Here is a 14,166-nt window from a genome sequence, read left to right on the forward strand (position 1 = left end):
AAAAGTCTTTTTTTTTAATTTATTTTACTTTTTTATATTTTTTTGTAGAATGGTGATGACAAAAAGAGGTAAAAAAGATGGCAAAAGTAGATAAAAAGTGATGAATAATGGCAAATTTAACAAAAATAAAGCAAAAATTAACAAAATTTGATGAATATTGTAAAGAAAATAAGATAAAACTTGCCACTAAAGAAACCTTATTAATCTTTTGTAATTTAGAAGAAGATGAATATAATGCCTTAAAAGACACTAATTTATTAGCATTTAATGAACTTAAAATGAAAATAAGAATACTAGAAAATAATATAAAATTACATCTCTTAAACGAAACTAAGGGGGGTGTATCAGTATATGCACAGTATTATGGCCGTGAAAATGAAACTGAAATCAATTATAATCCCCCAGTAATTAACATAACAGATGGGAGAAAGATATAATGGCAATTTTATATGAATATAGTTATCTTAATAAGATAGTAGTTAGTTTATTAAATAATACAGAGTATATAGCAGATGAAATTAATTTAGCAGGTAGTCGTAAAGCGGGTAAAACATATAGTATTGATGAATTAATAGCATTATTAAGTTGTGTTGTATTAGCAAATAAAGATAAAAAAATAGCAATATATGGTTTTAGATTAAATAGTGCTGATACTGCTGAAATGCAACAAGATATTCAAGATGCATTAGATAAAGTTGGATTAATCCTTAATCCTACTAAAAAATGAAAAGGTGGTCATTATCAATATAATGCTCGTTTTAATAAACCAACTTGAACATTTCCTAATGGTAGTTTTATTAAATTACAAGGTGCAAGAAAAAGTAATTCATCACAAGTATTAGGTAAAGGTACAGCAAGAGCAAATAGTGCTGATTTATGTATTATTTGATTAGAAGAAGCAAATGAATTTAGTAAATCAGAAAAAGAAGCAATTATGCAAGCAGTTTGTGATTATAAAAAATTAATATTAATTACAAGTACTAACCCCGATAGTATTTATCAAGATCATATAGATTATTTAAACAAATTATTACCTTTTAATCGTAAAGAATTAGAAAGTAAAGGTGAACAAATATCTAAATTAGTAGTTCCAGTATTAGATCCTAAAACAGGTCAAAAAGCATATGATAAAAAAGTAATTAATCATTATACTAATTATTTAATTAATAAAGATAATTTAAATTATGATGAATTAATGAAATTATATGAATTAAAAGCAGAATGACCTAAAAAATATGAGGTCTGAGGAATTGGAATGCCTGGAGCATTAGATGGATCTATTTTTGCTAATTATTTATTTAGTAAATTATACGATTTTGAACCAGTTAATTTTAAAGCGGGTTTAGATTTAGGTTATGCTGATTCACCTCTTGGACATGCAACACATGCGATTTTAATGGGATTAGATAGAGAATATAAAAAAATGACACCATTAATGGAATATAAACATAGCAATGCTGAAATGATACATAAAGATACAACTAATATTTTATTTGAAATAGTACACTTTTTTATAACTGCTTCTATAAAATGAGATTATTTACAAGATGGTTTAGATGTAAATGTTGACTATGGAAATGGTGGTTTAGTTTCTATTGATACATTAAACAATATTCGGCGACAATATTTCCCTGAGGCTAATTGATTAAGATTTAAACCAGTAGTAAAAGATGTTTGATATAGAACTGATAGAATTGATGCTATAATCATCCTGCTAAATAAGAATTATTTACAAATTAGTCAACGATTAACACCAGAGTTATTTAAGGATATGTTAAAAATGGAATGAAGAAAACCACCTGCAAATAAATCTACTTATAAATTATTTGATGATGGTTTTGATGCTATGACTTATGCTGTTATGGATATAATGGAATATTTTATAAAAACATTAGATAATCCATTTTTAATAAGTAAACAATTCGGAAAGCGAGGTTAAAATTATGGCATTTTGAAATAAAAATAACTATGTAATTGATTTAGATAAAAAGAATTATAAAGAATATATATTATTTAAGTGAGATAGATTTATGAGTGGATTTACTCATTTATGATGGGCATTACTTTATAATACATTTTTTGCATTAGGTTGAACATGAGCAGTTAAAAGTGGTCAATTTGATGGTTTTAGTTGAGATAGTATTATGTCATCAAGTAATATTATTGGTTTAGGATTTGGCCATATTACTTTATTAGGTATTCAAGGTATTTTAATGTGAATTGGTCGTAAACCTAAAATAGATAAAAATATTAAATCACAAGGTAATCATTTAATTAGAAAAAGAAAATTAGGTATTGTATTTATTATTTTAGGTTTAATGCCTTTAATTATTTGATCTATTGGTAGATTAATTATTATGTTTATGTGCAAAGCATATTTAAAAGCAAATGGTAGTTATGAAAGAATTGAAAATAAATTTATTAAAGATTTAGAAATTAAAAAAGTAGATAAAGATACAGCAATAGAAACTGTTTCACAATTTGCAGAGAAAATATTGAAAGGAAAAGATTAATTATGGCAAAAAAACAAATTAAAAGAAATATTGAAAAAATGCGAATGGATAAAAATATTTGTTGAATGATAATTGATGGTAAAGAGTGTTTTAAAAAAGTAAGTAAAAATTGAAATGGTATTGGTGTTCCTGCGTGTGAAGAACATACTAAAATATTTCAAGAGTTAATGAAAGAAACTTATGATTATGGTGTTAATAATCAAAAAAAATATTTAGATCAATATGAAAAAGGTTTTAAAAAAGGTATTGAAGAAACTAGAACTGAAATTAAGAAAAAATATCCACAAGTTTACAAAAATTAAAATGATGGTAAGATGGTGACGATAGTTTTTGAAATTTTCTATAAAAAAATAATGGAGGGATTAAAGTTATGTCAAACTTTAAATATGAATATAAAGAAAATATGACACAAGATGAAATTAATGCTTTATTGGAACAAAAAGAAAAACAAGTACTATCTAGTGTCTTACCAAGTGCATAAACTCGTATAAAATCAGAAACTGAAAAAGAATATTTAGAACAAATTAATAATTATCAGTCAAAAATAAAAGAATATGAGTTATCACAAGTACCACAAGAAAATCGTAAATTAGTAGAAGAACTATTAAATAGTGGTAAAGATATGGAATATATTAAAACTAATTTTAAAGATTTAGTTGAGAAAAAACCAACATTAGATATGAAAAACCTAATGAATGGTGGAATTCAAATTAAAGATGAAAATATGTTTATTGAAGAATTATCACAAAAAATAAAAGAAAATTTACAAGATAATCATAATATTCCTATTAATGAAAGAATTAAAAACTTAGTTCAAAAAGAATATCAGAAAGGAAAATAAAATATGGCATCAATTATAGGATTACATGAGGGATTTGTTATTGGTAATGGTGTAGCAAATTTAACAAAAGAAGGACATTTATTATTATCAGCACAAGAAATGCGAGTTAAAGATATTTTATCAAATCCTGATTATTATACATTTCATCGTTTAACAGCAACAGCACAATCAAGTCCTAATATGGAAAGTGCAGATTATGCAGTTGCAATTTATACAATACCTGAACGATTATTTTATGGTGATTCAGAATGAAACCATGAAAAAGGAAACCCAAAACAAAATCAAAATGCTAAGCGTGGTCGTTTAGTAATTGATCATACTATTGGTTTAAAAACACAATGAAGAAGATTTGATTTATCTCGTTTAAAAGATTATGATCCATCATTACGCGGTGAATTAGTAGCAAAATGAACTGGTTCAATTACAGAAAATATGATGTTTAATTTAGAATTATACTTTTTAAAAGGTGTAGTTGATAATTATATTGCTAGATCTAAATTTAATAAAGATTGTGCTTTTGTTTATGATACAAGTAAAATTAAAACTCAACAAGATGCATTAGATTTAATGTATAAATTAGGACATCGTATGACTGATGAAACACGAAAAATTAATGCATCTCAAATTGGTACAAATACTAGTGATTGAGAAATGATTTGAGAACCACATTCATATTTAGATTTAACACGAGCATATACTCAATTAATTGGTGAAAATATTTCAGCAAATACAATGGTAACAGGTACTTTATTCCAAGATAAAGTTTTAGGTTATATGGTTTCTAAATCATTATGACTTGGTCAAAATATTAAACCTTTGCATGGTAAAACATCAGATGGACAATTAGAGGTTAATTTACAAGGAATGAATAGAACTCGTGGTTTTGATTTATCTATTAATAATAAAATAGAAGCATTAGTTATTCATAGAGATAATGCAGCAATGATTACTATTTTTACTGAAAATATTAGTTATGTAGATAATGATACACAAGAACCAGCATTTACTAGTCGTGTATTATTTTCATTACATGCTTTAACAAGACCAGAATTAGGTTTCTTAATTGTTAAAGAAATGTTTACAGAACAAGAACAAAATGATGCTATTGCTCGCTTATGAGATAATACAAATCCAACTGGTGATTCATGACAAAAATATAATGAATTTACTGGTGAATGAGAAAATGAATTAACTTATCAATTATTAGATTATGATCCAAATTATAAAGATTTTTATAATCCTACATTTAAAACTGCAATGAAAAATACTATTAACAACATTAATAATTTAACAGAAGACCAAACAGCATTAAATATGGATGTAAAGAAAAAATATTACGAATTATTTGGAATTACCCCATCTACTCTTGACAAAGCAGAGATTAAAAAATTATTTGATAAAGTATTAGATAAAAATTTAACTACACCACAGAAACAAAGAATTTTAGCACTTATGCGTTCTATTATGATATTAAATGATGGTAAAAATGATTATCCAATTCAAACAAATTCAGCAGGTATTTATTTACCAGTTAATGAAATTGTAAGTGATAATATTTATTTACATATTAATGCAGGTATTATTGATAATCAAAATATTAATGATAAAAAAATATTAATTAAAGGTAACTCTAAAATTGATATTAGTAAAATTAATAAATTAGATAAACCAGCTATTCACGTTACAGACCCAACAAAAGCAACAACAGAACAGTTAAAACCACAATTTAATTTTGATTACTTTATTGAAAGTAAGGGTGAAGATTGACCAATTAATATTACAAATGATAAAACTGTTGAAGTTCAAATTCAAGGTAAAAATAACGCTACTGGTCAAACAAACCCTATTGATGTAGTAATTAAAAATTCATAGTATATAAAAAATAGGAATTAACCTATTTTTTTATTTTTTATAGTATTTATTGGATGTTTAATTACATTAATACCTTTTTTAAGTTCTTTATAAATATTTATTGTTTTTGGTTTTGATATTATTTTAGTATGTAATTTTTGATAACCAGTTTTTAAATTAGTTGCATATTCTCGCTGTTGATTTAATCAATTTTTATTATCTATAAACTGTTTATTTTTATTTAATTTACTATATTTTAAATTATAAAAATTAGTACTATATTTATTAATTTCTTTATTTAATTGTAATAAATTTTTATTAATACGACTTGCTCTTAATTTAACATCTCCACCACCTTTATTTTGTTGTGTATATATTTGTCAATTAACATATTCTCTTAATTCACTGCGTAATCATACATGTAATCACATATTTCAAAATACTGACCCTGCCCCAGTTCCATTTTTACCAGTTGCTGATTTCATTGCTTGTCATACTTGAATATGTACTTTTGGATAAGTATAAGGTCCATATCATCTTTTTTGTTTATCATTATCTGATTGAATTAAAATAGTTAAATTACCTATTAATTTTTGTTTATTAGTTATTTGAAAAAATCCTTTTTTACATCAACTACTAGATAATATAGTTCAATTACTTTCTGTTGGTGTTAATGATTTTACAATTTCTTTATATTTATTTTTATCTAAAAAACTAATATCTTTAAATAATTGTATTTCTAAACTTTTAGGTAATTTTGCTAATAAATCACTTAATATATTAGGGTTTAAATAATATTGAATTTGTGCTAATTGATGTTCAATATCTTTAATACTTTGCAAAATTGCTTTTATTTTAGAATTCCCATATTTTTCTAATAATTTTATAATTCTTAATGCTATTTTTGGATTTTCTAAAATACTAGTAATTAATGTTAATAACTTTCACATTTTTTGACACTCTCCTTATGGTGATTATATAATGGGTGATGACAAAAAGAGGTGTAAAAATGGATAATAAACAAGAAATAAATTTTAATGAATTAATTAATAAGCCTGAATATTTAAGTTATTTAGAAAAAGGAAAATATAAAATATTGCAAGAACAAAAATATTATATTGATATTCCTTGAATTATTGCTAATAGAAAAGCCGCTCCGTTAACTATTGGACAAGGTTTAATGTTTAATTGTGATAATGATGATACGCAAGATTGAATAGAAGAATGATACGAAAAAAACTATGTTTATTCTAAGTTATATCAAAATGAATCTTTAATTTTGTCGAAAACTCTTGATATTTATAAAATATACCTAAAATTAGGTATATTTTTAATATATGGAGGTAAATAAATGATGAAAAAAATAATTACAGAATTAATAAATAGCTTAACAGATGATCAATTTTTAGAATTTTATGAAAAAATAAAACAACAAGCAGACTTAATTAAAAAACAAAAACGTTTAAATGAAATTGATCAAAAATTTAGAGATAAAGGCATTATATGTCCTAATTGCAAATCTTTTCATTGTGTTAAAAATGGTCATAATTCCGAAGGAAAACAAAAATATTTATGTAAAAAATGTCGTGCTAGTTTTGATGCATTTCGTCATCATTTTACTTATTGAAGTCATTTAAATTATGAACAGTGAAATTTATTAATTCAAATTTCATTGTTAGGACAATCTAGTAAAATAATTTCTCGTTTTATTAAAACAACCCCAAAAACCGCTTGATATAATCGACAAAAATTAATGCAATCAAAACAATTAGAAAATACACAGTTAAAATTTAAAAAATTAAATGGTCAAATCCAAATGGATGAAACATTTATTAAAGAAATTCATAAAGGCAATTTTAAAGATAAATTTGATAAACGAAAAACTCATCTCGATCCATTTTCAACTGATACCAAATGCTGTATTCAAATGGCAGTTGATAGCAATAATAATATTTTTGTTCAATCCACCAATACCAAAAGATTACAAAAACAATGGATTATTGAAAATATGAATAAGCAACTAATTAAAGAAAAATCAATAATTATTTCTGATATGCAACCACTATATTTATTAGTAGCAAAACAAACAAATTCTACTCTATATTCCACCAAAACTAGTACAAACCCTGATACTAGTTATCAAAAGTTAAATAAGATTAGTAAATTACAATCCAGTCTTAAAGAAGCCTTAATTCATTATCATGGTTTGGGTTTCACTAATATTCAAAATTATTTAAAGCTCTGAAAATGAAAATACCAACACAAAGGTTTAACACCAAACCAACAATCAACGGTATTATATTTTAACGTTTAAAAAATTTAAAGCAAAATCATAATCTTACACAAAATTAGTTTTCAAATTGTCATATTGATGATTTTTTTTATTTCATCAAGAGTTTTCGACAAAATTAAAGAAATGAATTATCAAATAGTTTATATGGTCGTAGTGTAATGTATTTATTAAAAACAGAGACTGACGATTTAACTATTGATGTTGCTCCAATTGGTTCAAATGTTCGTATTGCTAAATATTCAGAAATAGAACAATATGCTGAAATGTGAATATTACCTGCTCAATCTGATTATATGTGATATCAAAGAGTGCAATTCTATCCTAGAAAAGCAAAAATAACTTACTATACAGCAAAAGATTTAAAAATTGGAATTTGACAAACTTATGGAGAATTAGAAAGTAAACTAAAACCAGTTTCAACAATGGAATATGATACTGGAATTGATATATTACCTATTGTTGAATTTATTAATTTACCTAAATTAGTGCATGGTACAAAAACAACAATAGATGCTATCCCTGATTGTTTACCTGTCTTTAATTTAATTAAAGATGTACAAGACAATATTTACTATAAAAGAATTGAAAGAATTATTAATCGTACTCATTTTATAGGACAAAAAGATACTACTCATTCACTTGTTGATAATGGTAAAGGTTCAGAAGAATTAGTAAGTGCTGATGCTATTATTACTAGTACAGTACAAGGTTATGCTAATTTAACTGGTAATAGTTGAATGGGTTTAATTCATGCTCAACAAAATTATACTGAAATAACTATTGATAGTGATTATTCTATGAAAATGATATTTAATGGTGCTGGTTATGAATATGATAATTTTTCAGGAAATAGTTATACAAATAAAACAGAGTCATTAATGAATAATAAATTAGATATTTATACTACTTTACAAAAAAGGTCTTTAAGATTGCCAAAATTATATCGTTTATTTGATTATATATTTAGACATTATGGTAAATGAGATAACTTAAATGATAATAATACAAATAATGATAATATTAGACCTTATACATTAGAATTTATTGATATATCAATGGTTAATGAAATTACACAATCAGAGGTAATTGATCGCCAATTAAATAATAATAGTACAACAAATATTAAAGCAATTAAAGATCAACATAAAATTACAAATAAAAAAGCAAGAATAATGTATGAAGAAAGATTAAAAGAAAGAAAAGAACTGGATAAATTAGAAATGAGTTATTTTGATGATGATAAACAAACAAGAGAAGAAGATATTAAAGGAGATATACAATAATGCAAGTACCAAATATTAATAGTATTTTTAAAAACTTAAATGAAAGAATAATGGATAATAGTGTTCGATCTGATTTAACTAAATTAGATATTGATATTAAAAGTAATTATTACTTTTTTCCATTTATTATTAAAACTGGATTAGTAAATATTACTGATAAAGGTTTTCAACCTAATAATGGAGTACCACAAAACTTTACTCAAATGTCACAAATATTTACTGGTAAAGAGGGAATTATAGCACAATGAAAAAATGCAATTAAAATTAGATCTAGACATATCCCTGATATTTGAAATTATGATTTTTTTCAAAAAGAAAAAGATTGATTTACTTATTCTTTTGATGATTTTAAAAAAAGTTTAACAGATAAAATTAGTTATTTATATATTACTAGTACTGAAAAAACTTATTTATGAAATGCAACAAAACAAGTTTTTATTAATTCAGAAGAACCTGAGAATAATTATCCAATTAATGATATTTGAGAAAAAATTAATAATGAAAATGGTTTTAATGTTTATGTTATGAATTTACAAAAAATTAATAAAGCATTAGATAATTTTGCTATTAAAAGAAAATTTAAAGGTGATGCTTATAAATGTCATATTGTTAATATTAATGATACTGTTGAATTTTCTAAATTAGGTGGTGAAGAATATTTTGGTGAATATAATGCTTGATATCTTGATCGTACAATTACCATTGAAACTACTTATAATTTTCAAAGAGAAGATTTTTTAAGATTTTATTTAGTACCTTTACAATCTGATAAAGAAGATGTTGATGATAATTTATTAATGTTTATATCAAATGCTCAACCTAAATATAATGATTTAAATGAATTAGTATATTGAAATATTACTTTTAGTTATGTTAAAGATTATATTAATACTACGGGACAAACTATTCAACAATTCGTACAATTTTCAGCACCAGGTGAAGGATATGTAATACCTAAAATAATATGAGATGATTTAGGTATTCCCAAAGATTATGAAATTAATGAAAAATTTACTGGTGATAATGGTATTAAAAGTATTCAATTAACTTTATTAGGTAATAACGCTTTTTCAGCACCAGTTATATTTGGTCGACCTATTGAAAATTTAGGGAAATGAAATGAAAAAGTATACCCACAAAGAAGATTATTTATTGATGATTTAAAAATGCCAGTAGCAGATAGTTTAACAAAATCATCTAAACCATTAACTACTTATTTACTAACAAATGGAATTCCTGCTATTAATGGTCAATATGATAATTGATTAAAAAGAAAACAAGGTCAATCTAATCAAGAAATTAAAAAAAATTATGAGGGTTATTTAAATACAGATAGAAAATTAACACAAGCAACTAATCCAAATAATTTAACAGTTAAAGATGTTGCTTTAAATTATAAAGGTAATAAGGTTATTAAAGATTTTGATGTACGAGCAAATGGTTATTTTAAATATAATGTTGATATAGGATATAACACAATTAACCCAAGTAAAAATCGTGGTCAATTAAAAGATATGTTAAATTTATTTAGTGTTATGGTTAATCATATTATTAGTTTACCAATAGATATAACAGAAAGTATTGCATGAACTCAGCGTGATATTCCTATTGTTGGTAAATTTTTAAATGCAATAAGTTTAGGAATTCCAATTTATTGAAAAACAATAGATAAAAATACTAATAACTTATATCCAAATATTAAAACTGGTATTCCTTTATTTATTGGTAAATCAAATTATACATTTTATGATGAAAGTTATTGGCCTATTGTTGAAGATAGTACTCGTCCACAAGCAAAAAATCAAGGTAATATTCCATTAGATGCTTTTAGATATAATACGCAAGATGAGGTAAATGATATAATCGGTGCTAGTGCAAGTAATACAAGTTGAGCATTTACTTTAACTGATAAAATAACAGTATCAATATGATCTAAAAAAACAAAAAAAGAATATGGGAAAAATTATAGAATTAGTGGTGTTATGATACCTCAATCATTTAATGATGAAGATAGTATTTATTTAATTAATGAAGAAACTGTATCATTACCAACTATGGAAACAGGGAAAAATTTATTAACTGATATTACAGGTAGTGGTCGTTATATAATTGATGCAGTTGGTTTTTATAATTTAGGAAAAACAGCATGTAGTATTTATATGTTTTCCGATGATATTGATTTATATGATCCATATTCAATTATGAGTTATTTTGTTAGTTTACAAACAACAAGTTTATATAATAATTCAGTACGAGATTGATTAACTCTTTATTCACTTAGTTATTTAGATCAATACATAGATGATGATATCGTACACGATTGACCTGTTAAATTACCAGACCCACCACCAAGTATTAATTTCTATCCAGTACAAATTATTTTAAATAAAGCAGATAGTAAATTAGAAGCTAATAGTGCTTGGAATGGAAATCCAGCAAGTACACCTGATTATAAAAATTATCCACAAGATATTTTATTATTTGATTTTGGAACATTTGGAGCAACTGAATGAAAACAAGTACAAGATAATTATGATAGTTTTACATTTTTTAATACTGGCCATATCCGTGTATGATCAGATTAACAAGGAACTCCTACAAATCATTTGGATAAAGAATTAGGTAATAGATATGTTGTTAAAGCAAAAGATATTAATGAAAGTGGATACTCTGTTTTTAATAATTTAGAAGAATTAAATTACCCTTTTCAAAAACAAGCGGGTTATTATTTTAGAACACAAATTATTTTTTATAATGAAGGTGTTAAATTAAAAATGAAAGTTAATTATGAATTGTATGTTAAAGGTGGTAATTATCAAATTGGAGGATATTGAGAAAGAGGAAAGTTTAATATTTAAACAAATCCAATGGCATATTTTAATTTAAAACAAAAATAGGGTTTTATCCCTATTTTTAATTTAAACAATTATATTACCATTTTCATCTATTTTAGGTAAAGTTGGAGTAGGTGTATCATCATCTCATTTATATAAAGATTTAAATAATTCTTGTTGTTTTGAATCATCTTCTCATCTTTTAATTAATACAGTTCTTCATTGATCTCTTTCTTCAACTAACATTAATCCTGAATTATATCCTTGTTTAATACTATATTGAAGAATATATTTACCATCTTTTTGAATATTTGTAACTAAACTATTTATAAAATTAAATAAACTAATTTTTCATTTATCTTCTTTTGTTGTTCTTCAAATTGTAACATAATATTTATTATCAACTTTTTTAAATGGTTGGTCTTTTGGACACATTTGTTTTCAATTGCCAATATCATTTCGTTCGCACTCACTTACATTATCAACTTTGCAACTTATTACCCCCACAGTACTTGTACCTACAATAACCAAACTACCTAAAATACTTAATAATTTTTTCATTTATACCAACCCTCTTTTTCTTATATTTTATTAACTGGTCACATTATATATATATATATATATATATATATATATATATATATGCAAGGATAAATTAGATAATAAAAAATAAAAAAGTGCTATAAATAAGCACTTTTGTTGATATTTTGATAAATAATTATTCATAGAGAAGATTACTACAAATATTTTAAAGAAGGATAAGTAATTTATTAAATTAAATAAATTACTTAGATGAATTATATTATTTTTTTATATAAAATCAATAAACAATATTATTTCAACCATTTTTAATTATATTGTTGATTATTTTTATGGTGATGTTAAGATGTTGTCGTAAAAAATAAGAAAGGAAGATAAAATATGAATTATGAAATCTTAGTTGGTATTGGCGTTGGTGCTTGTTTTGTAGGTATTTTAGGTTATAAAGGATTGGAACTTTTAATTAAAAAAGTATCTAAAAATAAACTTAAAGAGTCTACAAATAAAGTAGTAGGACAAGAAACATTAGAAGCTATTCATTTAGGTTTAATTCAAACTGCTAATACTTTGGGTCTTGGTAATACTGAATGAGCACAAGTATTAGAAACAAATAAACCTATTAGTGAAGATGAATTTAATCATATTGTTAAACTACAAAGAGCAAAAACACCAATTTCTAAAAAAGATATTAAGTTATCTAATAAAACAATTAAAGTCTAAAAAGACTTTTTTTGTTTATAATGGTGATGCGAAGAAGTGAAATTATGAATAAATTAGAAAGTTTTAAATTAATAACATTAGAAGAATTTAAAAATTGAGAGGGTTTTGATAAATTAGTAGCACAATATGGTAAAAAACTTTATGATGATAATATTTCAAATTATTTAATTGAGGGTATTACAAGAGCAAGTTTACAATTAGATAGTATTTGTGGTTATCGTTTAGAAACGGAGTTTCCATTACTTGATCCAAATAGTGAGATTGATAAAAAACGCATTAATTATGTTAAAATTGCTTGTTGTTTACAAACTCAATATTTAATAAGAACTGGGATTGAATATTCTAGTGGTGGTGAAAATAGTAGTGATGGTGTCGCAAGTTATACATATCTTAGTAATATGAAGATAGAATTTTCACCAGATGTTATTAGTTTATTAGAAAAAGCAAAGTTTTATAAATCACAAACTATAACTAAAATAAATCCTGATAATTATGGTTTTAAAAATGAATATCATACTTGATTTGGTCGCCCTGATATTAATCATAAAGATCGACCAATTATGTTAAGTGAAGCAGATGCTAAGTATGTATGAAAAAATAGTATTTTTAGATCTAATACTTTATCAATTATTCCGTGATCTGATACTGAAAAAAGTGGCATATGACAAATTGAAATATCACAAGAATTATTAGCAAAATATATTGATAATTATATAAAGAATGTTTCAATTAAAGTTGATAATAAATCAGTGGTATATAATTCTAATAATGAGTTATCAGTTCCTTTTGATAATAAGACTATTATTAAAAGTGATAATAATGAGATTGCAGTTTCTGATTTAAAACAAGATAAATTAATAAGTGGAACAACTATTAAAACTATTAATGGTAATTCATTATTAGGGAGTGGTGATATTTCAATTAGTGGTGGCAATGATTGAGAATTAATTAATTATCCAGAAGCAAACGAAAAATTAACATTTAAAATTCCAGATTATGATTTAACAAAATATTACTATAAAATATCAATTTCAATAACAGATTATGCATCTGCTAATAATTTTGTAACATATTATTTTGAAACAATATCACAAAAATCAAGATTTACATTTTTAGCAGATAATTCTTATAAAAGAATAACAATTAAGCAAGATGGCTCAATTTCAAATGATACAAATAATATTTCTATTAAAGATTTAACAATTAAAAGAAAATTAATTTAAAAAAATAACTAATTAAGGTTATTTTTTGTATTTAATCAATTATTTTCCTTTAATTTTGTCGAAAACTC

15 protein-coding genes are annotated in these 14,166 nt (G+C 24.0%); 13 read left to right on the forward strand and 2 right to left on the reverse strand.

Going from position 1 to position 14,166, the window contains the following annotated elements:
- The first annotated feature begins 77 nt into the window (after nucleotides 1–77).
- The 6 genes from AACK91_RS02145 to AACK91_RS02170 all read left to right on the forward strand — a co-directional run bounded on the left by AACK91_RS02145 (nucleotide 78) and on the right by AACK91_RS02170 (nucleotide 5,226).
- Nucleotides 78–437 carry a hypothetical protein gene (locus AACK91_RS02145; protein WP_338963713.1) on the forward strand — a complete coding sequence of 120 codons (360 nt, stop codon included), beginning with the start codon at nucleotides 78–80 and terminating at the stop codon, nucleotides 435–437.
- Entirely contained in the window at nucleotides 437–1,939 is a 1,503-nt protein-coding gene (locus AACK91_RS02150) for a hypothetical protein (RefSeq protein WP_338963714.1), read from the forward strand. Before AACK91_RS02145 ends, AACK91_RS02150 begins: the two co-directional genes overlap by 1 nt.
- 4 nt (nucleotides 1,940–1,943) lie before the next feature.
- Nucleotides 1,944–2,513 carry a hypothetical protein gene (locus AACK91_RS02155; protein ID WP_338963715.1) on the forward strand — a complete coding sequence of 190 codons (570 nt, stop codon included), beginning with the start codon at nucleotides 1,944–1,946 and terminating at the stop codon, nucleotides 2,511–2,513.
- 2 nt (nucleotides 2,514–2,515) lie between these two features.
- Nucleotides 2,516–2,815, forward strand: a complete 300-nt coding sequence (locus AACK91_RS02160; RefSeq protein WP_338963717.1) for a hypothetical protein — start codon at nucleotides 2,516–2,518, stop codon at nucleotides 2,813–2,815.
- Between the two features lie 320 nt (nucleotides 2,816–3,135).
- Nucleotides 3,136–3,354, forward strand: coding sequence for a hypothetical protein (locus AACK91_RS02165; protein ID WP_338963719.1), 219 nt, complete (start codon nucleotides 3,136–3,138; stop codon nucleotides 3,352–3,354).
- 3 nt (nucleotides 3,355–3,357) lie between these two features.
- Entirely contained in the window at nucleotides 3,358–5,226 is a 1,869-nt protein-coding gene (locus tag AACK91_RS02170) for a hypothetical protein (protein ID WP_338963721.1), read from the forward strand.
- Nucleotides 5,227–5,243: 17 nt separating this feature from the next.
- Here AACK91_RS02170 and AACK91_RS02175 read toward each other — a convergent pair whose 3' ends face one another.
- Nucleotides 5,244–6,155 carry a hypothetical protein gene (locus AACK91_RS02175; protein ID WP_338963723.1) on the reverse strand — a complete coding sequence of 304 codons (912 nt, stop codon included), beginning with the start codon at nucleotides 6,153–6,155 and terminating at the stop codon, nucleotides 5,244–5,246.
- Between the two features lie 59 nt (nucleotides 6,156–6,214).
- Here AACK91_RS02175 and AACK91_RS02180 point away from each other — a divergent pair, with 59 nt between their 5' ends.
- From AACK91_RS02180 to AACK91_RS02200, 5 genes are all read left to right on the forward strand, one after another.
- Nucleotides 6,215–6,556, forward strand: a complete 342-nt coding sequence (locus tag AACK91_RS02180; protein ID WP_338963725.1) for a hypothetical protein — start codon at nucleotides 6,215–6,217, stop codon at nucleotides 6,554–6,556.
- Entirely contained in the window at nucleotides 6,557–7,519 is a 963-nt protein-coding gene (locus AACK91_RS02185; RefSeq protein ID WP_338963247.1) for an IS1/IS1595 family N-terminal zinc-binding domain-containing protein, read from the forward strand.
- Between the two features lie 137 nt (nucleotides 7,520–7,656).
- A complete protein-coding gene (locus tag AACK91_RS02190; RefSeq protein WP_338963727.1) occupies nucleotides 7,657–8,781 on the forward strand; it encodes a hypothetical protein in 1,125 nt (374 codons plus the stop codon).
- A complete protein-coding gene (locus AACK91_RS02195) occupies nucleotides 8,781–11,366 on the forward strand; it encodes a hypothetical protein (protein ID WP_338963729.1) in 2,586 nt (861 codons plus the stop codon). The genes AACK91_RS02190 and AACK91_RS02195 overlap by 1 nt, the downstream gene beginning before the upstream one ends.
- 21 nt (nucleotides 11,367–11,387) lie before the next feature.
- Nucleotides 11,388–11,639: a hypothetical protein gene (locus AACK91_RS02200; RefSeq protein ID WP_338963731.1), complete on the forward strand. Its 252-nt coding sequence runs from the start codon at nucleotides 11,388–11,390 to the stop codon at nucleotides 11,637–11,639.
- 60 nt (nucleotides 11,640–11,699) lie between these two features.
- Here the strand turns inward: AACK91_RS02200 and AACK91_RS02205 are convergent, their stop codons facing one another.
- Complete coding sequence (locus tag AACK91_RS02205; protein WP_338963733.1) at nucleotides 11,700–12,176, reverse strand: lipoprotein; 477 nt, start codon at nucleotides 12,174–12,176, stop codon at nucleotides 11,700–11,702.
- Nucleotides 12,177–12,536: 360 nt separating this feature from the next.
- Between AACK91_RS02205 and AACK91_RS02210 the strand changes: the two genes are divergently transcribed.
- Nucleotides 12,537–12,875 carry a hypothetical protein gene (locus tag AACK91_RS02210; RefSeq protein ID WP_338963735.1) on the forward strand — a complete coding sequence of 113 codons (339 nt, stop codon included), beginning with the start codon at nucleotides 12,537–12,539 and terminating at the stop codon, nucleotides 12,873–12,875.
- A 44-nt stretch (nucleotides 12,876–12,919) separates the two neighbouring features.
- Nucleotides 12,920–14,098, forward strand: a complete 1,179-nt coding sequence (locus AACK91_RS02215; protein ID WP_338963737.1) for a hypothetical protein — start codon at nucleotides 12,920–12,922, stop codon at nucleotides 14,096–14,098.
- Nucleotides 14,099–14,166 lie beyond the last annotated feature (68 nt).

It is taken from the genome of Spiroplasma endosymbiont of Sarcophaga carnaria, assembly GCF_964019595.1.
In the GTDB taxonomy this organism is placed as follows: Bacteria; Bacillota_I; Bacilli_A; order Mycoplasmatales; family Mycoplasmataceae; genus Spiroplasma; species Spiroplasma poulsonii.